The organism is Agromyces sp. NPDC029043, from assembly GCF_055564615.1.
On sequence record NZ_JBVHVX010000019.1, the window covers coordinates 76,102 to 96,968 of the forward strand.

Annotated in this window: 21 protein-coding genes; 9 read left to right on the top strand and 12 right to left on the bottom strand. The window is 67.3% G+C overall.

Annotation, left to right across the window (positions count from 1 at the left end; genetic code table 11):
• Window positions 1-189: 189 nt before the first annotated feature.
• Window positions 190-1,866: a DEAD/DEAH box helicase gene (locus ACZ4TW_RS19305; protein WP_465545392.1), complete on the top strand. Its 1,677-nt coding sequence runs from the start codon at window positions 190-192 to the stop codon at window positions 1,864-1,866.
• 15 nt (window positions 1,867-1,881) lie between these two features.
• The gene (locus tag ACZ4TW_RS19310) at window positions 1,882-3,216 is read left to right on the top strand and encodes an Rv3212 family protein (protein WP_465545393.1); all 1,335 of its coding nucleotides are present in this window, start codon (window positions 1,882-1,884) and stop codon (window positions 3,214-3,216) included.
• A gap of 270 nt (window positions 3,217-3,486) precedes the next feature.
• On the opposite strand, the gene ACZ4TW_RS19315 is transcribed toward ACZ4TW_RS19310, so the two are convergent.
• Together ACZ4TW_RS19315 and ACZ4TW_RS19320 are read right to left on the bottom strand one after the other, a co-directional pair.
• Window positions 3,487-4,278 (bottom strand): ParA family protein, encoded by a 792-nt coding sequence (locus ACZ4TW_RS19315; RefSeq protein ID WP_465545395.1) that lies wholly within the window; start codon window positions 4,276-4,278, stop codon window positions 3,487-3,489.
• Between the two features lie 102 nt (window positions 4,279-4,380).
• Entirely contained in the window at window positions 4,381-4,884 is a 504-nt protein-coding gene (locus ACZ4TW_RS19320) for a hypothetical protein (RefSeq protein ID WP_465545397.1), read from the bottom strand.
• Window positions 4,885-4,980: 96 nt separating this feature from the next.
• Between ACZ4TW_RS19320 and ACZ4TW_RS19325 the strand changes: the two genes are divergently transcribed.
• Window positions 4,981-5,922: a diacylglycerol/lipid kinase family protein gene (locus tag ACZ4TW_RS19325; RefSeq protein ID WP_465545459.1), complete on the top strand. Its 942-nt coding sequence runs from the start codon at window positions 4,981-4,983 to the stop codon at window positions 5,920-5,922.
• Here the strand turns inward: ACZ4TW_RS19325 and ACZ4TW_RS19330 are convergent.
• The gene (locus tag ACZ4TW_RS19330) at window positions 5,865-7,004 is read right to left on the bottom strand and encodes an MFS transporter (protein ID WP_465545399.1); all 1,140 of its coding nucleotides are present in this window, start codon (window positions 7,002-7,004) and stop codon (window positions 5,865-5,867) included. The genes ACZ4TW_RS19325 and ACZ4TW_RS19330 overlap by 58 nt on opposite strands.
• 434 nt (window positions 7,005-7,438) lie before the next feature.
• On the opposite strand from ACZ4TW_RS19330, the gene ACZ4TW_RS19335 reads away from it, so the two are divergent.
• The gene (locus ACZ4TW_RS19335; protein WP_124710746.1) at window positions 7,439-7,693 is read left to right on the top strand and encodes a WhiB family transcriptional regulator; all 255 of its coding nucleotides are present in this window, start codon (window positions 7,439-7,441) and stop codon (window positions 7,691-7,693) included.
• Window positions 7,694-7,817: 124 nt separating this feature from the next.
• Here ACZ4TW_RS19335 and ACZ4TW_RS19340 read toward each other — a convergent pair whose 3' ends face one another.
• The 5 genes from ACZ4TW_RS19340 to ACZ4TW_RS19360 all read right to left on the bottom strand — a co-directional run bounded on the left by ACZ4TW_RS19340 (window position 7,818) and on the right by ACZ4TW_RS19360 (window position 10,924).
• A complete protein-coding gene (locus ACZ4TW_RS19340) occupies window positions 7,818-9,326 on the bottom strand; it encodes a sensor histidine kinase (protein ID WP_465545401.1) in 1,509 nt (502 codons plus the stop codon).
• A 15-nt stretch (window positions 9,327-9,341) separates the two neighbouring features.
• Window positions 9,342-9,557 carry a biotin/lipoyl-binding carrier protein gene (locus tag ACZ4TW_RS19345; RefSeq protein ID WP_465545403.1) on the bottom strand — a complete coding sequence of 72 codons (216 nt, stop codon included), beginning with the start codon at window positions 9,555-9,557 and terminating at the stop codon, window positions 9,342-9,344.
• A 147-nt stretch (window positions 9,558-9,704) separates the two neighbouring features.
• Window positions 9,705-9,779 (bottom strand): 50S ribosomal protein bL37, encoded by a 75-nt coding sequence (locus ACZ4TW_RS19350; protein ID WP_371865352.1) that lies wholly within the window; start codon window positions 9,777-9,779, stop codon window positions 9,705-9,707.
• A gap of 72 nt (window positions 9,780-9,851) precedes the next feature.
• Complete coding sequence (rsrA, locus tag ACZ4TW_RS19355) at window positions 9,852-10,217, bottom strand: mycothiol system anti-sigma-R factor (protein ID WP_465545405.1); 366 nt, start codon at window positions 10,215-10,217, stop codon at window positions 9,852-9,854.
• Window positions 10,214-10,924 carry a sigma-70 family RNA polymerase sigma factor gene (locus tag ACZ4TW_RS19360; RefSeq protein WP_465545462.1) on the bottom strand — a complete coding sequence of 237 codons (711 nt, stop codon included), beginning with the start codon at window positions 10,922-10,924 and terminating at the stop codon, window positions 10,214-10,216. Before ACZ4TW_RS19360 ends, rsrA begins: the two co-directional genes overlap by 4 nt.
• A gap of 309 nt (window positions 10,925-11,233) precedes the next feature.
• Here ACZ4TW_RS19360 and ACZ4TW_RS19365 point away from each other — a divergent pair, with 309 nt between their 5' ends.
• From ACZ4TW_RS19365 to ACZ4TW_RS19375, 3 genes are read left to right on the top strand one after another with little or no spacing between them, the layout of a single operon-like run.
• Window positions 11,234-11,734, top strand: coding sequence for an aminoacyl-tRNA deacylase (locus ACZ4TW_RS19365; protein ID WP_465545407.1), 501 nt, complete (start codon window positions 11,234-11,236; stop codon window positions 11,732-11,734).
• Window positions 11,735-11,792: 58 nt separating this feature from the next.
• A complete protein-coding gene (locus tag ACZ4TW_RS19370) occupies window positions 11,793-12,554 on the top strand; it encodes an SOS response-associated peptidase (RefSeq protein ID WP_465545409.1) in 762 nt (253 codons plus the stop codon).
• Window positions 12,555-12,579: 25 nt separating this feature from the next.
• A complete protein-coding gene (locus tag ACZ4TW_RS19375; protein WP_465545411.1) occupies window positions 12,580-12,957 on the top strand; it encodes a DUF5313 family protein in 378 nt (125 codons plus the stop codon).
• Here ACZ4TW_RS19375 and ACZ4TW_RS19380 read toward each other — a convergent pair whose 3' ends face one another.
• Window positions 12,958-14,451 (bottom strand): flavin-containing monooxygenase, encoded by a 1,494-nt coding sequence (locus tag ACZ4TW_RS19380; protein WP_465545413.1) that lies wholly within the window; start codon window positions 14,449-14,451, stop codon window positions 12,958-12,960.
• Between the two features lie 153 nt (window positions 14,452-14,604).
• On the opposite strand from ACZ4TW_RS19380, the gene ACZ4TW_RS19385 reads away from it, so the two are divergent.
• Window positions 14,605-15,804, top strand: coding sequence for an MFS transporter (locus tag ACZ4TW_RS19385; protein WP_465545414.1), 1,200 nt, complete (start codon window positions 14,605-14,607; stop codon window positions 15,802-15,804).
• Window positions 15,805-15,852: 48 nt separating this feature from the next.
• On the opposite strand, the gene malQ is transcribed toward ACZ4TW_RS19385, so the two are convergent.
• The gene (gene malQ, locus ACZ4TW_RS19390; RefSeq protein WP_465545416.1) at window positions 15,853-17,991 is read right to left on the bottom strand and encodes a 4-alpha-glucanotransferase; all 2,139 of its coding nucleotides are present in this window, start codon (window positions 17,989-17,991) and stop codon (window positions 15,853-15,855) included.
• Window positions 17,992-18,095: 104 nt separating this feature from the next.
• On the opposite strand from malQ, the gene ACZ4TW_RS19395 reads away from it, so the two are divergent.
• Window positions 18,096-18,710, top strand: coding sequence for a cysteine hydrolase family protein (locus tag ACZ4TW_RS19395; RefSeq protein ID WP_465545418.1), 615 nt, complete (start codon window positions 18,096-18,098; stop codon window positions 18,708-18,710).
• A gap of 74 nt (window positions 18,711-18,784) precedes the next feature.
• On the opposite strand, the gene ACZ4TW_RS19400 is transcribed toward ACZ4TW_RS19395, so the two are convergent.
• Window positions 18,785-20,167 (bottom strand): FAD-binding oxidoreductase, encoded by a 1,383-nt coding sequence (locus ACZ4TW_RS19400; RefSeq protein WP_465545420.1) that lies wholly within the window; start codon window positions 20,165-20,167, stop codon window positions 18,785-18,787.
• Entirely contained in the window at window positions 20,164-20,823 is a 660-nt protein-coding gene (locus ACZ4TW_RS19405; protein ID WP_465545422.1) for an NAD(P)-dependent oxidoreductase, read from the bottom strand. Before ACZ4TW_RS19405 ends, ACZ4TW_RS19400 begins: the two co-directional genes overlap by 4 nt.
• Window positions 20,824-20,867: the final 44 nt, after the last annotated feature.

The window sequence follows — 20,867 nt, forward strand, 5'->3', positions numbered from 1 at the left end:
GACGGCGTCCCCGTCCGCACTCACCAGATCTGTGCGCGCACCTGTTCGGAACACGAGTTCCGAGCCCACACGTGGCCGCGATGATCCCCGCCGACCCGGCGGAGCCGAGATCAACGCCGCCGCCCGCGAACCCGCGACGTGGTGCTTTCGTGCGTGCTGACGCGATACGAAAGGCATCGTCAACCACATATGAGCGACCCCATCGATACGACGACCGACGCCACCGCAGGTACTGATACCGAAGGCATCCAGACCACCATCGTCGACGAGACCCACACCTCCCCCACCTTCGCCGAACTCGGTGTCGATCCGCAGATCGTCGCGGCTCTCGAAGCCGACGGCAAGACGCGCACCTTCGCCATCCAGGAACTCACCCTGCCGCTGGCCCTCAGTGGCGATGACCTCATCGGTCAGGCCCGCACCGGCATGGGCAAGACCTTCGGTTTCGGCGTCCCACTGCTGCACCGTCTGACGACCGCCGAGAAGCACGGGCTGCGCGCGCTGGACAACACCCCGCGTGCCCTCGTGATCGTCCCGACGCGTGAGCTCTGCATCCAGGTGACCGGCGACCTCGAGATCGCCGCCAAGAACGTGAACGTGACCCTCGCCGACGGCACCGAACGTCCGCTGAAGATCACCTCGATCTACGGTGGACGCCCCTACGAATCCCAGATCGCCGAGTTGCAGAGCGGCGTCGACGTCGTCGTCGGCACCCCGGGCCGACTGCTCGACCTGGCACAGCAGGGTCACCTGATCCTCGGCAAGGTCGCGATCCTCGTCCTCGACGAGGCCGACGAGATGCTCGACCTGGGCTTCCTCCCCGACATCGAACGCATCATGGCCTCCCTGCCGACACCGCGTCAGACGATGCTGTTCTCGGCCACCATGCCGGGCCCGATCGTCACCCTCGCCCGGACGTTCCTGAACCGTCCGACCCACATCCGCGCCGAGCAGGCCAACGACTCCGCCGTCCACGAGCGCACCACCCAGTTCGTCTACCGCGCCCACGCGCTGGACAAGGCCGAGCTGGTGGCCCGCATCCTGCAGGCCGAGGGCCGCGGCGCGACGATGATCTTCACCCGCACCAAACGCACCGCGCAGAAGGTCGCCGACGATCTCGGCGAGCGCGGATTCTCGGTGGGCGCAGTCCACGGCGACCTCGGGCAGGTTGCTCGTGAGAAGGCCCTCAAGAAGTTCCGCACCGGGGAGATCGACGTCCTCGTCGCCACCGATGTCGCCGCCCGCGGCATCGACATCGACGACGTCACCCACGTCATCAACTATCAGTGCCCCGAGGACGACAAGACCTATGTCCACCGCATCGGCCGGACCGGTCGCGCCGGACGAACCGGCATCGCGGTGACCTTTGTCGACTGGGATGAGCTGCACCGCTGGGAACTGATCAACAACGCGCTGGGCATCGGGCAGCCGGAGCCGGCGGAGACGTACTCGACCTCCGAGCATCTGCGTACCGAACTCGGTATCCCCGAGTCGGCCACCGGCCGTGTCGGATCACCGAAGCGTTCCGACGACGGTGCTCGCCGGGAAGGCCGGGAGGAGCGTCGTCCGCGCGGCGACCGTCCCAAGTCCACGCGCACCCGTCAGCGCACGCGCGGTGGCAGGGCCGGCGCCGAGGGCAGTGCGTCGACTCCCGAGTCGAGCGAGACCGCGGGTTCGGCGTCGACAGACGCGTCGGCGTCTGCCGGCGAGACCCGGGCCGAGGGTTCCGGCGACGGATCGTCGGCGCCGCGTAAGCGTCGTCGTCGACGCGGCGGCGCGAACCGCAAGCGTGCCGGTGACTCCGGTGCGTCCGGCGCCGAGAACACGGGCGCATCCGCTGGTTCGGCGGCGGCCGCGACGGACTGATACCGGAACGCAGCCATGGACCTCGAGGTCCCCGAACGGACGGCTCCCACCCGAGTCACGCCGGAGCGTCGCACCCGGATCGACCTGATCGTCGCTGCCCTGATCGTGGTGGCGGTACTGGTCGTCGGCGGGCTCGTGTGGTGGTTCAGTCCGGTCCGGCATTCCGAGTCGGTCCAGGCGTCCGACCCCACCCCGACGGTCACTGCCGTCCGGACGGTGCCCGAGTCGCTGGTGCCGCTGTGGCAGGAGCAGTCCTCGGCGACGCGGATCCCGGTGATCTCGACCTCGTCGGTGGTGACCGGAGACGCCGGAACCGTCGTGAGCCGCGATCCGGACACGGGTGCCGCCCGCTGGAGCTACCGCCGCAATCTGGATCTGTGTGCGGTCGCCACCGGATGGTCGGGGGTCGCCGACACCGTCCTCGCCGTCTACCGCAACTCACGCGGATGCAGTGAGGTCACCGCGCTCGACGCCTCGACCGGGCAGCGCACCGGCGCCCGCACCAGCGACGCCGACGATGCCATCTATCTGAACGCAGACTCCGGATACGCACTCGCGCAAGGTAATACGCGGCTGGAGACGTGGGGATCGAACCTCGTGCGGGGTATCGAATACGGCCGTGTGGCCGCGCCGGTGAAACCCGGCGCACAGCCGTCACGCACCGGCTGCGCGCTCTACTCCTCGGCACTGTCGGGTGATCGACTCGCGGTGATCGAACGCTGCGCCTCCGATCCCGGCTACCGGCTCAGTGTCCTCGGCTCCACGCTCGACAGCGATGAGAAGGTTCGCCAGTTCGGGTCGTCGATCATCACGGTCACCGCCGACGGTCCGCCGCCCCGGGTGATCGCCATGTCCTCGAGTGCCATTGCCGTCTACGACGGCGGTGGCGACGCACCCGAACCCGATATCTCCGCCCCCGGCACCGCCGCGGACCCCACCGCGCCCCGGCGACCGACGATCCGCATCTTCGACACCGACGGCGTACAGACCGGCGTCGAGTACGTGACCGGCGGACTCGAGGTGCCCACCGAGAGCACCGCCATCACCCGCGACGGGCTCACCACCTTCTGGACCGGCGCGGCCACCGTCGTCCTCAACGCGCAGTCGATGAAACCGACCTATCAGGTGCCCGGCACCCTGGGCCCGGGCGAATTGATGGGCGACGGTCTGCTGCTGCCGAGCCCATCGGGCATCAGCGTGCGCAACCCCGCCACCGGCGCCGAGACCCGCTCCATCGCGGTCCCCCGCGACGGTCATGGCGACGGCCAGATGGTCGCGCTCCGCGTCCTCGGCGATCACGTCGTCCAACAGTGGGGCACCACGGTTCAGGTGCTCGGCCCGCGCGATTGAATGGCGGCGACTGAGTTGAATGGCGGCGACTCCGTCGCCGCTGTTGGTCGGCCTTGAACCCCGTTCTTCCCTCGTCGTCGCGCCGCTCGCTGCGCTCTCCGGCTCCTCCTCAGTGCAGAACGGCGTCGGCCGACCAACGCTGAGTGGGCACACCGTGCCCACTCGATCGGATTCTGCGCCCACTCGACGCCAGAGCGCGCCCGCTCAGCGTGGATCTGTGCCCGCTCAGTGGATGGGTTCAAAGGGAGCGTCGCGTAAAACGTGCCCCACTCACCCAAATTCGAGGGTCGACACGTCCTCGCCGGTTTCCCAGTGCTTCCAGAGGTTCTCCGCGAAGGTGCGGTACGCGGTGGCGCCCTTGTTCTTTCGGCCCCGCATCACCGACGCCCCGGAGGCGGACGCCTCGGCGAAGCGGACGGTACGCGGGATGGGCGGATCGAGGACCGGCAGTCCGTATCGGTCGGCGACGTCGGCGAGGACATCGCGACTGTGCGTCGTGCGGGCGTCGAACAGGGTCGCGACGGCACCGAGCATGGTCAGGTTCGGGTTGGTGATCTGCTGGACCTCGGTGACGGTGCGCAGTAGTTGTCCGACGCCGCGATGGGCGAGGGTTTCACACTGCAGCGGCACGATGACCTCGTCGGCGGCGGTCAATCCGTTGAGCGTGAGCACGCCGAGGGAGGGCGGGCAGTCGAGCAGGATCACGTCGTAATCCTCGGCCACCTCGGCCAACGCACGCTTGAGCGCGTACTCACGGCCGGGCCGCATCAGCAGCAGGGCCTCGGCACCGGCGAGGTCGATGGTGGCGGGCAGGAGCGTGACGTTGTCCTCCGTGTCGAGCAGGACGTCCGCGATCTCCTCGTCGCCGAGCAGCACGTCGTGCACCGACGACTCGAGTTGATCGGGATCATGCCCGAGAGAGAACGTCAGGCACCCTTGCGGGTCGAGGTCGACGACGAGGACAGAGACATCGAGATCGGCGAGCGCCGCCCCGAGCGACTCCACCGTCGTGGTCTTGGCCACCCCACCCTTTTGATTCGCTACGGCCAGAATCCGCGTCATGGGTCAACCATACGAGGTGACTCCGCAGTAGGTATCACGACACATACGTCTCTGTGACCCGCACTGCATGTGACCGGCGCCGCGAGACCGGTCACAGACGGCTCAGCGCTTGCGTTTGGCCTTCGGACGGGCCGGACGCTGCTGCGGCGGCTGCTGAGCCACCTCCGGGGCGTCGGGGGCGTAATCGGCCACATGCCAGCGCAGCGACGGTCCGGAGAAGAGCAGCACCAGCACGGCCACCGCAGCGATGCCCAACGGGATGCCGAACCAGGGCTGGTGGCTGGTGATCATGTAGTAGGCCACCGGAAGCAGCAGGATCTGCGCGACGACAGCGATGGCCCGGCCCCAGCGACGCCCGGTGATCAGGGCGAGCCCTCCGACGAGCACACCGCCGAAGATGATCCCGAACCAGGCCGCGGTGCCGTATCCGCTGATCGCGTCCTCGTGGTGGCCCATGGCCTCGCGGATGACCAGCACGATCGCCACGACGACGGCGATGATTCCCTCGAGCGCGGTGATGGCACCGGCGGCACGCACGGTCGACGGCGTCGCCACGGCCCCGTGCCCGTGCGATTCCACTCCGTTCTCGACCGGTTTCTCGCTCACGCCATCAGCCTATTCGGTGCCGGTCGACCGGTCGCGGCCCACCGTCGGATTACCATCACGGGCCGCAACCCCATATCCTCGGGTGTCGTGCGCGTCATGCTCATCGTGAATCCCTTCGCCACCGCCACCACCCCGGCGGGACGCGATGCGCTCGTCAATACCCTGAGCTCGCGGTTCCACCTCGACGTCGAGCACACCACGCATCGCGGACACGCCGGTGAGCTGGGCAGACGCGCGGTCGCAGAGAGCTATGACGCCGTCGTCGTGCACGGCGGCGACGGTTCGGTCAACGAGGCCGTCAACGGCATGCTGGGGCCACCGTCGCAGTTCGTGACGGCCGCGCGGCCGTCCTTGGGCGTGATCCCCGGCGGCAGCGCGAATGTGTTCGCCCGCACCCTGGGCATCGTCGGCGATCCACTCACCGCGACACAGCAGATGATCGATCTGCTCGAGTCGGATCAGCACCGCACCGTGGGCCTCGCCCACACCGAGGACCGGTGGTTCCTGTTCAACACCGGCATGGGCATGGACGCAATCGTCGTGCACGAGATGGAGCGCAAACGCCACGCGGGCAAATCGGCGACACCCTCCCGGTATCTGTGGACGACGGTGGCGTCGTTCTTCAAGAACGCGACCAAACCGGCGTCGTTCACCGTCGAGGTGCCCGATCATGATCCGATCGTCGGCGTCCGCTTCGGCTTCGTCAGCAACACGAGCCCCTGGACCTACCTCGGGTCGCGGGAGATCCGCACCAATCCCGGCACCAACTTCGACACGCGACTCGGGTTGTTCGCCGCGACGTCGACGTCGGTGGCGCGCAATCTTCCGCTCGCGACGCGGTTGTTGACGCAGCGCGATCCCAAGGGCCGCCACGTCTACCGCGACGACGACGTCGCGTGGGTCCGGTTCACCGCCGACGAGCCACTCGACGTCCAGATGGACGGCGATTATGTCGGCGCCTATGACCGCCTCACCTTCGGTCACCGTCCGGGCGCCCTGGACGTCCTGGCTCCCAAGACTCCCGACAGCACCACGTAGGGCAGTGCCGCGCAGGCGAACATCGCCGAGGCGGACATGACCGTCGAGCCCGCCGCCCACGCCGTGAAGGCGACGATCGCGATCATCTCCTCCCCCACTCCCACGACCGAACCCACGGTGGCCCTGGTCCGGGAGTCCAGCTGATCCTGCAATGCCGCATCGGCGACCACCAGCGCCCATCCGTAGGCTGCGAAAGCTATTGCGACGCCGATGATTCCGATCGGGTGGGCGGCGGCCACCCCGACGATCAGGCACAGTGATCCCGCAGCCAGTATCCACGGCATCGCACGCCGGCTCCCGGAGATCCCGGCAGCGAGGCTGCCCACGATGTCGCCACCCGCGACGACGATCATCAGCGCGGCCACCGCCGCGGGAGTCGCGGTGGCACCGAGGAGTTCACGGGTGAGTACCGGCAGATACTCGTCGAGCGCACCCACCCAGGTCAGCGCGATGATCACCACGATCGCCCGCCGGATGCGACCCGATCGACGGATGGCCGCGGTCGCGCCGGCGAGGATCGACCGCCACGAATCGTGCTGTCCGCCATCCGCTTCCGTGTCGGAATTCTGTTCACCCGATGAGTGCCGAGGGCGCGCCGATTCAGGCAGTAGCGCCGTGGCGCCGGCGCAGACCAGGCAGGCGCAAACGCTGGCGACACCCGCCGCCACGTATCCACCGCCGGCCACGAGCGGCCCGGCGAGCGCGGTGCCCAGCAGGATTCCGACGGCACCCGCCGCGCGTACCCGTCCCGCCACCCGCGGATAGGTACGAGCCTGTCCACGGACGGCCAGTTCGTCGTAGAGCAACGCCGTGATCGCCGAACCGCGCAACGCCCCGCCGAGCGCCCACAGCACGAAGCCGGCGGCGAAGGCTGGATACGTCGGCGTTCCGGGAATGCCCGCGGCGACGGTCCACAGGGTGAATCCGAGGCCGGTGACGAGGGCTCCGCAGACAGCCAGCCGACGCCGCGAGAACCGGTCGGCGACAATTCCGCCGGGGATCTCAAGAACGAACGAGGACACCGACCAGATGATGAACAACGACGACAGTTGCGCCTGGGAAAGGCCTCCACCCCGCGGCACCGGGTCGGTGATCAGGACCGCGTACAGCGGATAGAACGGGATCAGGTCCTCAGCGAGGGCCGATACCGTTGCGGTGAGCGAAAGTCCGGGGCGACCGGGGAGCGATGAGGATCAACATCGTCGTGTCATGACTCACAGGCTACGCCACCTGCACATTTCCCAAGACATCTCGACGTAACGGGCGTAATATAGAGCATTGGTGTTCGACCCGGTGCACATACCCCCGGCAACCTGCCCGACATGCAAGTGCTAGGCGGCGAAGGTGATATTGCACACGTGTTAACGCGAGACCATTGACTTCGCCTGGATTCGTGAAAGTATTCACAAGCAACAGCGCGGAAACATTAGGTTGCTCTGCGTGAACTCACGGTTACAGCCACACACAAAATCTACAAGCGTCGAAACATGCGCGAAGCACGACGAAGGAGTGAGGAATGGACTGGCGGCACAAGGCCATCTGTCGCGACGAGGATCCGGAACTGTTCTTCCCGGTGGGAACCAGTGGCCCGGCCATCGCGCAGATCGCTGATGCAAAGCTTGTCTGCGCCCGTTGCCCGGTCACCGCAGACTGCCTCTCGTGGGCCCTCGAGTCCGGCCAGGACGCCGGCGTCTGGGGCGGCATGAGCGAGGATGAGCGCCGCGCGCTCAAGCGCCGTACCGCGCGCACCCGCACGCGGAGCAGCGTGTAACAGGACTCCGGCTACGGCCGCGTCCACCGCGGCCGGCCTCGAAGAGACCCGGCCGCGTGCCGGGTCTTTTCGTTTGTCCGGACCGCTGCTCGAGGTAGCTGTTCGGTCCCCCGGCAGGCCACGGTCAGCGGGTCGTCTCCCGCCTCAACGGCACGACGATCCGCGCTGCGGCGCCCGGATGGGCCGGGCTGATCTCCAGCGTGCCACCCAGGTCAATGGAGACCAGGGTCTGCACGATCTGCAGCCCCAGCCGATCCGAGGTGGCCAGATCGAAATCATTGGCCAGTCCGGAACCGTTGTCCCGCACCACGATTGCCAATTCACGAAGGTCCCGTTCGGCAGAGATGTCGATCGCCGAACCCTCGTGTGGTTCGTCGAATCCGTGCTCGATGGCGTTCTGGATCAGCTCGGTGAGCACCATGATCAACGGCATCGCGACATCGGCCGGGAGCACCCCGAGCCGGTCGCGGCGTCGAACGACGATGTGATTCTCCCCGGACGCGACGTCGACCAGCGTCGGCACCAGACGATCGACGACCTCGTCGAGATCGACCTCCTCGTCGACACTGCCGGACAGCAGTTCGTGGACCAGCGCAATCGACGCGACGCGTCGTACCGCCTCGGTCAGTGCCCCCTTGGCCTCGGCGTTCGACGTCCGGCGTGCCTGCAGACGCAGCAGCGCAGACACCGATTGCAGATTGTTCTTGACCCGATGATGGATCTCGCGGATCGTCGCGTCCTTGCTGATCAGCGCGAGATCGCGGCGTTTGACCTCGGTCACGTCGCGGATCAGCACCACTGCGCCGGTACTCACCCCGCGCGGTCGTAGCGGCACCGCCCGCAGCAGGACCGTGGCACGTCGGGCGTCGACCTCCATCCGCATCCCGACGTCCCGATAGGGCCCGGCGGAGGTGTCCCGCACTCCGGCTGCCGCGTCGATCATCATCTCCGCATCCTGCGACTCGAACGGATCGTCGACGACGGTCGTGATGATCTCGGTGAGCTTGCGCTGCCCGAGATCGGCACTCCACCCCATCCGGTGGAACGCCGAGAGCGCGTTGGGACTGCCGTAGGAGACGATTCCCTCGCCGTCGATCCGCACGAATCCGTCGCCGGCACGCGGCGTCGACAATCCGCGTGGATTGCCTTCCTGCTGTGGGAAGGTCCCCTCGCTCACCATCTGGCACAGGTCATTGCCCGAATCCTGATAGGCCAACTCCAACGCCGACGGCAGGCGTGGGTGCGTCAGATCGGTGGCGCGGGTGAGGACGGCGATCACATCATTGTCGAAGGCCACCGGGATCACCTCGCGGCGGATGGCGGTGGAACCCTGCCAGGTCGGGTCCTCGTCGCGCAGGATGTGTGCCTCGGTGAATGCGCGGTCGACATGGGCGTCGGCACCGGCGTCGATGATGCGCCCCACCTCGTCGCCGGGAAAGACGGTCGACGCCGTGTTGGGCCGGCATTGGGCGACGGTCACCAGGGCGCCGTCGGCGCCGCGAACGGTGAGGGTGAAGTCCGCGAACGAGAGATCCGCGAGGAGTTGCCACTCGGCGACGAGCCGCTGCAGATGCCCGGCGGCGGCATCGGTCAGCGTGGTGTGTTCGGCGAGCAGATCTGCCAGCGTCGACATGGACGGGGTGCGCGGCTACCGATAGGTGGCAATGATGTCGCCGGCCTGGATGACGTCGCCGACGTTCACGTTGACCTCGGCGATGGTGCCGGCCTCTTCCGCGAGGACCGGAATCTCCATCTTCATCGACTCGAGCAGCACCAGCGTGTCACCGACCTCGACCTGCGCACCCGCGGTCGTGATGACTTCCAGGACACTGGCCACGATCTCCGCAACGACGTCTTCTGCCATGGGCATGAATCTACCCCGACTCCCCCGACGCCCTGGCACAGGAGCGGGAACAACAAAACCCGGGCACCGCCGACGGTGATGCGATGATCACCCGCGAAACCCGGGTTCGGTCTGGTCGAACTCTGATGCGCCCGTGAGGGCGGCAACTCAGGCGTTCGGACGCTTGCCGTGGTTGGCTGCGTTCTTCTTACGAGAGCGCTTCTTGCGTCCGCGCTTACCCATGACGGATCTCCTTTGACGAAACGTTGGTCGAGCACATCATCCCACGTCGGGGAGCTGGGACAAAAATGTGCCTCAGCGGAGGCCCTCGGTGTCGGTGACGGTGGTCTCGGTGATCGACGTCTCGGTGACACCGTGTGCGGTCTCACGGACGACGACGGACTTGCGGATCTCCACCCGCAGACGGTCACGCAACCCGGCGGGTGCCTGATCGCCGCCGCATTTGCGGCCGATCAGCGCCTTGAGCTGCTGCTCGATGCCGAAGTGCGCGAGGCAGGACGGGCACTCGTCGAGATGCCCGCGGATGCGAGCGCGGGCGTCCTGATCGCATTCGTTGTCGAGCAGGAGCCAGACGTCGGCGATGACCGCCGAGCAATCGAGCCCGGCGAGCTCGGGATCGTAATCATCGTCTTGTCCGGGACGGAACATCGCCTTGCTCATCGGGCCACCTCGCTCTCGGCGTCGGAGTTGCTGTCGGCACCCTTGGGCGCACGATTGAAGCCGCGTTCGCGCGCGACGTCGGCAAGCAGATCACGCAATTGACGACGCCCTCGGTGCAGCCGCGACATGACGGTGCCGATGGGCGTGTCCATGATCTCGGCGATCTCCTTGTACGGGAGCCCTTCGACGTCGGCGTAGTAGACGGCCATCCGGAAATCCTCGGGCAGTGCTTGCAGCGCTTCCTTGATCTCGTCGTCGGGCAGGGCGTCGAGCGCTTCGATCTCGGCGGACCGCAAGCCGGTCGAGGAGTGCTCCGCGGTGGCCGCGAGCTGCCAGTCGGTGATCTCGTCGGTCGGGTACTGCGCAGGCTGACGCTGCTTCTTGCGGTAGCCGTTGATGTAGGTGTTGGTGAGGATGCGGTAGAGCCACGCCTTGAGGTTGGTGCCCTCACGGAAGGACGCGAACGCGGAGAACGCCTTGACGTAGGTCTCCTGCACGAGGTCCTCGGCGTCGGCCGGGTTACGTGTCATCCGCAGTGCGGCACCATAGAGCTGATCGAGGAGCGGGAGCGCGTCGCGCTCGAACCGCTCGGTGAGCTCTTCGGGCGTTTCGGTAGGGTCCGCGCGGCGGGGTGCCTGACTGCCTGCGCCCTCCGCCGAGGGATCGTGCGATTCCGGGTCGGCCACTGAGGTCCCTTCGGTGATCATCTGGGCCGCAACCGCCGCGGGCCGCGGGAGCACCTCCCGGATCGAGAGCCTGCCCACCGCGGACGCCGGTACCAACCGGCCGTCGTACCCGGAGGTGTCGTACCCAGTGTTGTCGGTCCAGCTTACCGACCGTGCCATCGGCTGTTCGCCGAGCATCGGGTCGGGGGGCGTGAGCACCACTGTGTTGCTCGTCAACCTGATCGACCTTCCCTTCGGAGACTGCTTCTGAACACAATGGGCAACAGACGTTTTCTCATGTTTGTTCCCTGATCACGTCCTTAGACCCCAGGTGAGAGGAAGTCCACTGCCATGGCCGCGACACCGGCGATCGCCGCCCTCGAACGTGCCGGAATCGCGCACGAGGTGCATAGCTATCACCACGATCCGCGCACCGAGGATTACGGAGGCGAGGCTGTCGAGGCGATGACCGCCGCGGCCGGCGTCGAGGCCGGGCAGATCTTCAAGACCCTGGTGGTTGAGGTCTCCCCGACCGGTGGCGGACGTCCGTTCCTCGCGGTCGCGGTGGTGCCGGTGCCACGTCGGATGGCACCCAAGGCGGTGGCTGCGGCACTCGGCGGCGGCAAGGTGACGATGGCGGACAAGGGCAAGGTCAGCCGCTCGAGCGGTTACGTCCTCGGCGGCGTGTCACCGATCGGGCAGCGCACCGCCCTGCCGACCGTCGTCGACGTCTCGGCACTGGATTTCGACGTCGTGCTGTGCAGCGCGGGTAAGCGCGGCCTTGAGGTCGCGCTGGCCCCGGCCGATCTGATCGCCGTCACCCACGCCGTCACCGCCGAGATCGCCGTCTGACGCCGACGACGCACCAATGCGGACGGCCACTGTCCGGAGGTCGTGCCAGCATGGAGACATGTGCGGACGTTATGCGGTGACCACGGACCCGGCGAAGCTCGCCGCCGAGATCGATGCCGTCAACGAGGTACCCGCCGCGGACCTCGACGCCTCGGGCGAGCAGGGTGCCCCGCGATCGCCGGGCGAGAACTACAACGTCGCGCCGACGACGACGGTGATGACCGTCGTCAAACGCCACGACGCCGACGATCCCGACAGTGACCCGACGCTGCGTGTCCGCGCGATGCGCTGGGGATTGGTGCCGCCGTGGGCCAAGGAGGTCGGCAAGGGCCCGCTGCTGTTCAACGCCCGTGCCGAGACGGCGGCGGAGAAGAGCTCGTTCCGCACGTCGGTGAAATCCAAGCGGTGCCTCGTCCCGATGGACGGGTGGTACGAGTGGAAGAAGGGTCCCGCCGGCGCCAACGGTAAACCGACGAAGGTGCCGTTCTTCATGTCACCGCATGACGGAACGCGACTGTTCATGGCGGGCCTCTGGTCGGTGTGGCGCCCCAAGGATGCCCCGCGCGACGCCGATCCCCTGCTCAGCTGCTCGATCCTGACCACAGATGCCGTCGGCCATCTGCGCGAGGTTCACGACCGGATGCCGCTGATCATGCCGTTCGAGGACTGGGATGCGTGGCTCAATCCGGATGGTCTCGCGCCCGCGGATCTGTTCACGCCGCCCGCGCAGGCGCTGGCCGACGCGATCGACATCCGCGAGGTGGCACCGCTGGTCAACCGGGTGTCGAACAACGGTCCGGAACTACTCGCACCGGTATAAACGGCCGCATGCGAAAATGCCGGGTATGAGCCGCACCAGTCCGTCCCTGTTCCAGCGTTTGCGATACCTCGCCGGTCAACCGCTGCCGCCGGAGATGCAGGACTGGGTGCGCGCCGACGTCACCGGCCCAGGACACGCCCGTCGCTACCTGACACGCGGACTGATCCCGCTGATCCCCATCCTGATCGCGTTCTACTTCGTCCCCGGCCCGCTGATCTACCGGCTCTGCATGATGGCGCTGCTGCTGATCCCGCTCATCTACTTCCAGATCGCCCTGATCCGCATCTACCGTCGCCACCTGCTCGCCACCAACGGTCTCGACCCGGACATGCTCAACGCCAAGCGCGACAAGAAGCGCAAGGAGACGAAGTCGGAGTACGAGAGCATCTACCGGCGCGACTGATCAGCGAAAGCTGTAGTCCTCGAGCGGGAAGCTCCTCATCTCACGCAGCGTGGCCGCCGTCGAACTCGGACGCAGCAGGGTGGCCTCGCCGTGCTGATTGAAGTAGTAGCTGCGCGATGAGCGGCAGTCCCCGTTGTAGAACACGGATGACTCGAGTTTGTGGGTGACGGTGTCGAGGAACTCGGCATTGGCCTGCTCGGTCACCTCGAAGATCTGTTCGCCGCGCCGGGTGAGTTCGGTGAAGAGGCGTCGGATATGACTCATCTGCCCCTCGATGGTGGTGAAGTACGAGAGGCCGCTGTAGGAGTACGGGCTGTTCAACGACAGGAAGTTGGGGAACCGCGGCACGGTGATGCCCTCGTAGGCTTGAAAGCGGTTGTCGCGCCACCACTTTCCCAGATTCAGTCCGTCGCGGCCGACGATCTCGAAGGCGGGGAAGTTGGTGTCCCAGAGGTTGAATCCGGTGGCCAAAACCAAGGTGTCGACCTCGTTGCGGGTCTCGGTGCCGTCCGCGGCGGCGGTGATGATCGCATCCGGCTCCACCCGCACGATGGTGTCGGTCTGCAGCGTCACGCCGGGTTTGTTGAACGTGGCGAAGTAGGTGTTGGAGAACGTCGGTCGCTTGCAGCCGAAGTCGTAGTGGGGGGTGAGTCGACGACGGGTATCCGCATCACGGACCTGTGCCCGCAGATGCGCCTTGGCGAGCAGCGCCGCACCACGGTTACCCGGCTTGGCCTGCTTGAAATGCAGGACCCCGACGACCATGAGCAGTTCTAGCAACGACGAGTTCACCGCCCGCGCGGCCTTCTGGGTGAGCGGGACACGGGCGAACAGTTTCTGCACGGCCGGTGGGATCGGGACGTCGACCTTCGGCACCACCCAGATGGGTGTGCGCTGGAAGACCGTCAGCGCCGACGCCTGTGCCGCGATCTCCGGGATGAGCTGGACGGCCGTCGCGCCGGTGCCGATGACGGCGGCGCGTTCACCGGTGAAGTCGTGGCCGTCCTCCCAGGCGGTGGTGTGGATGATCTTTCCGGCGAAGGAGTCGATCCCCGGGAAATCGGGGGTGTGCGGCTGCGAGAGGAAGCCGGTCGCGGTGACGAGATAACGCGTGGTGCGGTGCCCGCCGTCGGCGGTGTACACGTGCCATACAGCAGCGTCCTCATCCCACTCGGCGCGCTGCACGACGGTGCCGAACTCCATATGCCGCTTCAGGTCGTATTTGTCGGCGACGTGATGCGCGTAGCGCTTGAGTTCGGTACCGGGCGCGAACAGCCGCGACCAGTACGGGTTCGGTTCGAACGAGTACGAGTAGGTCACCGACGCGATGTCGACGGCGAGCCCCGGATAGTGATTGACGTGCCACGTACCGCCGAGATCGTCCTCACGCTCGAGGATGGCGATGTTCTCCAGCCCCTGCCGTTTGAGCTCGATGGCGGCGCCGAGACCACCGAAACCTGCACCCACGATCACCGCGTCGACATCAGGATTCATCGTCGATCCACTCCCCGAAATAGTTTCTGTAACTGATCGACACAGTAACTCACGTCACAGAGATTGACCACCCCCCTACGCGACGACGGGACCGGACCGACGACGGGACCGGACGAAGGAATAGATCGCGCCGCCCGTGCGCTGCCTGCAGGCATGAGTTCGATGCGGTCGTTCAGTGCAGCGGTGTTCGCCTTCGCAGTCGTCATGCTCGGTACCACCCTGCCGACACCGCTCTACTCCACCTACGCCGCCACGCTGCACTTCGACGTCTTGACCACCACCATCATCTTCGCGGTGTACGCGGGGGGCGTGATCGTGGCGCTCATCTGCTTCGGCCGATGGTCCGATCAGCTCGGTCGACGCCCCCTGCTCGCCGCCGGCGCGCTGCTGTCGTTCGCCAGCGCCATCGTCTTCATCACCGCCGGACCCGTCTGGCAGCTGATGATCGGACGGGTGCTGTCCGGACTCTCCGCCGGTATCTACGCGGGCGCGGCCACCGCGGCGGTCATCGAATTGGCACCGCCGTCGTGGCGCCACCGGGCCCCGGCCGTGGCCACCGCCGCCAACATCGGCGGTCTGGGACTGGGTCCGCTGATCGCCGGACTGCTCGCGCAGTACGCCCCGCAGCCGCTGCATCTGCCATTCGCGGTGCACATGCTGCTGCTCGTCGCGGTGATGATCGGGATCTGGTTCATGGCCGAGCCGGTGCAGCCGAAAGCACATCCGAGCCTGCGCGCCCAACGCCTGTCGGTGCCCACGGACATGCGTGGAATCTTCGTCCGGGCGGCCATCGCCGCGTTCGCCGGCTTCGCCGTGATGGGCACCTTCACCGGCGTCGCGCCGTCGTTCATCTCGAAAGTCATCGGCATCGACAATCACGCGGTCGCCGGCATCGTGGTGTCCACGCTTTTCCTCGCCTCGGCGGCCGCCCAGATCGCGGGTCGACCCATGCAGACCGATCATGCGCTGATCGCCGGCAGCGCGATCCTCGTCGTCGGGGTCGGCGTGGTGACCGCGGCACTCATCGCCCAATCGGTGGGCCTGCTGTTCGCCGGCGCACTGATTGCGGGGGCCGGGCAGGGACTGGCGTTCTCGAAGGGACTGGCGTCCGTCGTCGCGGCCGCGCCGCCGGATCGTCGGGCCGAGGTCACCTCGACATACTTCGTCGTCGCGTATGTGGCCATCTCGATCCCCATCGTCGGCGAGGGATTCGCCGCGGCGCACTGGGGTCTGCAGCGGGCGGGCGAGGTCTTCAATGTCGCCGTCGGTGTGCTCGCCCTCGTCGCCTTGGTGCTGACCGTCGTCGCGGTTCGACGAGCCGACGCCCCGACTCCCGTCGAGACGACGGTCTGAGGCGTCGGCTGCGCGTCCGACGCCGGGACCCGACTCTAGGACCCGACGCTAGGACCCGACGCCCGCCTCGCGGAGTGCGGCGATGAGCGAGGTGAAGCGGGCATTGCTCGCGAGGTCCTCCACGAGCACCGCGTTGCCCGCGTCGTCGGCGAGGGGGATGCACCAGTTGGCGTATTGGGAGGAGTCGGTGCCGGGCTGATTCTGGATCCGCCGCTCCCCGACGGCGTCGACGAGCGCGACACCCAAGAGGACCGACGGACTTCTCGCGATGAGTTGGTAGAGCGCCTCGACGGTCCGCTGATCGGTCAGCGGGGTGTCGGGTGCCAGCAGTCCACGTTCGACAGCGAGGGCGAGGATGGCATCGCGGTCGCGTTCGTCGCGGGCTCGCTCGGCCGCTTCCCCGGTCTCCAAAAGGCCGAGGCGAGAACGTAATTCAATGTGATCACCGGCAAGATAGCCAACGGTGGGCGGTAGGTCGTGAGTGGTGACCGAGGTCAGGCAGAGTTCGCGGTAGTCCTCGGGTGGGATGGGTGCGTACTGCCCGTGCTCGAACCACAGGATCGAGGTGCCGAGGATGCCGCGTCGGGCCAGGGTCTCCTGCACGACCGGCTCGAAGACCCCGAGATCCTCGCCGATCACCACGGCACCGGCGCGCTGGGCCTCGAGCGCGAGGATACCGACGAAGGCCTCGTGGTCATAGCGGACGTAGGTGCCCTTCGCGGGACTCTCGCCGTCGGGAATCCACCAGAGCCGGAACAGCCCCAGGATGTGATCGACGCGGACGCCACCGGCGTGCCGCAGGATGGTGCGCAGCATGTCGCGGTAGGGAACGTATCCCGCCTCGGCCAGGCGCACCGGATGCCACGGCGGCTGATCCCAGTTCTGCCCCTGCTGATTGAAGCCGTCGGGCGGGGCACCGACGGTGGCTCCCTGCGTCAGAACATCACCGAGCGCCCACACATCGGCGCTGCGTCTGCCGACGCCGACGGCGAGATCGGCGATGACACCGATGCTCATCCCGGCCGAGCGCGCCGCGTGCTGGGCGACGGCCAGCTGCTCATCGCAGATCCACTGCAGCCAGGTGAAGAACTCGATGCGCCCGGTGAGCTTGGCGGCCTTGCGCTCGACGTAGGCCGGATCGAGCAGCTTCTTGGTCCACTTCGGACTGTCGAAGCCGTACTTCTCGGCCAGCGCGCACCATGTCGCGAACAGGTGCAGTCCCTCACCTTCGCGCTGCCGGAAGGCAGCGTAGGAGGCAGCACGCTCGGGACTGAGTGGCACCTGGTGCACGGTCTCGAGGAAGGCCATCTTGGCCCGAAAGGACTTGTTGCGCTTGATCTTCTTGGTCGAGGTGTTGTCGGCGAAGAAGTCCTTCTCCAACGCCTTGCGCCACTTGCGTTCGGCCTTGCCGACCTGCGCGGCCTCCGGGATCTCGCCGACGGCGATGTAGAGCGGATTGGCGAACCGACGGGTCGTCGGGAGATAGGGCGACGATTCGATCGGCGCGACGGGTTGCGCGGCGTGTAACGGATTGACCTGGAGAAAGTCGGCGCCGTACTGGCTGGCCGCCACCTCGCACATCTGGGCGAGATCGGCGAAGTCGCCGACCCCCCACGACCGGGCGGACCGCACCGAGTACAGCTGCGCCGCGAGACCCCACCGCTGGTGATCGAGCAGCGCGTCGGCCGTGTCGAGGCGGACGGGCGTGACGATCAGCGGCGCAGACGACGTCTCGTCGCGGGCCGCGTTGTGCGCGTTGATGGTGTGATAGCCCGGCTCGAGATCGCGCGGGATCTCGAAGGTGGCGCGGCCGACGAGGACGTCGTCGACGTCCCGTGGCTCCACCCAGACGTCGACCTGGGGCGCGTCGATCGTGGCGCCGTCCTCGGTGACGATCCAGACGTGCAACGGATCCCAGTGCGGCACGTGGGCGTGGAAGCGGTGACCGGTGCGCTGCGTGGCGACGGTGACCGTGGGGAGCATCCGACGCCACGGCGCGATGTCGAGGTCGGCGAGGGCGGCGTCGATCCAGCCGGGTTCGTCGGTCGGTAGTCCCAGTGAACCCAGCACCGAGACAATGGTTTCCGAACTGACCGGATGGGTCTGCTGATCCCATCCGACGTAACTGTCCGCCACACCGTGGGCCAGGGCGAGCTCTACCAGTCGTGCGCGATCGACGGTCTCCACGCGTGCATCGTCTCAGCATTTCCGGCTCCGCGCAGCACCAAACAGTGGTTGAGTGTGATGTGACTCACCCGTCGTCTCATCCGTCGTCTCATCAAGGAGTCACCATGGCCGAAACCCTCACCCTCGATCCCGCGCGCACCGCATTGGTGCTCATCGAGTTCCAGAACGAGTTCACCTCCGAGGGTGGCGTCCTGCACGATGCGGTGGCCGAGGTGATGGACAAGAGCGGGATGCTCGCGAACACCGTCGCGCTGGTGGACAAGGCCCGGGCGGCGGGTGTGACGATCATGCACGCACCCATCACCTTCGCCCCCGGATACGGCGAACTCACGCGTCACCCGTACGGCATCCTCAAGGGCGTCGTCGACGGCAATGCCTTCGTCAAGGGCACCTGGGGTGCGGCCATCGTCGACGACCTGACCCCCGCCGACGGCGACATCTTCATCGAGGGCAAGCGTGGACTGGACACGTTCGCGAGCACGAATCTCGATTTCATCCTGCGCAGCAAGGGAATCGACACGATCATCCTCGGCGGGTTCCTCACGAACTGTTGCGTCGAGTCGACGATGCGCTCGGGCTACGAGAACGGGTATCGCGTCATCACGCTGACCGACTGCACCGCGGCGACATCGGTCGCCGAGCACGACAACGCGCTCAGCTTCGATTACCCGATGTTCTCCGAGCCGGTCGAGTCGACGGCGGTGGCTGCGGCGCTGTGATGTCGCATCCGGTGATCGCGTGCCCGCTGCGCGCCCGTCCTGGCCGTACCGGCGGGTGACCCGACCGGCGCGGCTCAGGCGTCGAACAGGACACCCGGATTCAGCAGCCCGTCCGGATCGAGGGTGCGTTTGATCGCCGACATCACGTCCCGATCGACCTGGGACCGGCCGAGATGTATCCACGCGGATTTCGCACGGCCGATGCCGTGCTCGGCGCTGATACTGCCGCCATTGGCGGCCACCACCGCGAAGACGCGTCCGGTGACGTCCTCGGCGTGCTCGGGCGGGACGTCGAGCAGATTAACGTGGATGTTGCCGTCGCCGACGTGACCGAAGAGGATCGGCCGGCAGGGATGATCGAGCGTGCCGGGAAGCGCCGAGAGTTCGGAGAACGTCGCCGAAAGCGCCCGGATCGGTACGGACACATCGAGTTTGACCACCGGGGTGACACTGGACCGGGAGATGGATTCGGTGTGACTCTCGCGCACCGACCACAGTGCTCGTGCGGGTCCGGGTTCGAGGACGGCATCCTCGACGCCGCCGGCGTGCTCGAGGACGTCGACGACGACGGACTCGATGTCTCCGGTGCCCGACACCTCGAGCAGCAGATAGTACGGCGCGGGGGTCGCGACGGGGCGTCGATGTCCGTAGGAATGCACGAGCTCGACGCCGGCCTCGGTCATGATCTCGGCGGCCTCGATGACCAGGCCACGTCTGGCGGCCGCACCGATGAGGTCGACGGCACTCTCCACCCGGTCGACCGCCGCCACCAGGACGGTGGTGTCACCGGGCGGGCTCACGAGGCGGAACAGCACCCCGGTGATCACCGCGAGCGTTCCCTCGCTGCCGGCGAGCAGGCCCGGGATGTCATATCCCACATTGTCTTTCACCAACGATGTCCAGCGTCGCAGGATGCGGCCGTCGGCGAGGACCGCCTCGATCCCGAGCACCTGACTGCGGGTGTTGCCGTGCCGGATCATCCGGATGCCACCGGCATTCGTGGCCACCACCCCGCCCGCGGTGGCGGAGTCCCGGGCGGCGAGATCCACGCCGAACATCAATCCCGCGGCAGATGCGTGGCGTTCCAGCGCGTCGATGGTGACGCCGGCCTGCACCCCGACGCACCGTCCGACGGTGTCGACGTCGTCCATGTCGGTCATCCGGGTCAGACTCAGCAAGATCGTCGACGGCGTCGGGTGGGCGGCGCGCGGCGGTGGCACCGATCCTCCGACCAGCCCGGTGTTGCCGCCCTGAACGCACACCGACACCCGGTGGTGCGCGCACAGGGTCATGATCGCTGCGACCTCGGCGGTGGTGCGCGGACGCACGACGGCGTCGGCGTCGCCCACCCAACGGCCGGTCCAGTCGGTCCGCAGACCGAGCGTGGCGTCGGGGTCGGTGAGGACGTGTCGGTCACCGACGATCTCGCGCAGCGATGCGACGAGGTCCGACGTCACGCGCCCACGGATCCGATCGCGTCGGCGATCGGAGTGGTTCCGTCGTTGAATTCGATGAACGCGCCGACGGTGGCTGGTTCGGCGACGACCGCGGCGATCACTGCGGCGACGTTGTCGCGGCTCGTGTGGCCGCTGGAGTCGCCGTCGCCGCGCAGGGAGATGCTGCCGCTGCCCGGTTCATCGGTGAGCGAGCTGGGGCCAAGGATGGTCCACGCCAGGTCGGTGTTCCTCAGGTAGGTGTCGGCAGCGGCCTTCGCCTCGGCGTAGGCGAAGAACGAGTCGCTCTCGGGCACACCGTGATCCGGTCCGGCACCGAAGTAGGACACCATGATGTAGCGCTTGACCCCCGCCTGCGTCGCGGCGTCCATGGAACGGATCGCGGCGTCACGGTCCACCGCATAGGTGCGGCCGGCGTCACCGCCGCCGGCACCCGCCGACCAGACGACGACGTCGTGTCCGGCGATCGCCTCGGCGATGCCGTCGGTGTCGAGGTTCTCCACGTCGGCGATCCTCGGTGAGGCACCCGTCGCGGCGACATCGTCGGACTGGGCCGGATTGCGGATGAGGGAGGTGACCTCATCACCGTGGGCGGACAGGACTCTCGCGGCGCGCAGGGCGATCTTGCCGTGCCCGCCGATGATCACGATGGAAGTCATACCTCCACCATGGCGCAGAACGCGCCACCCGACAACCTCTCTGC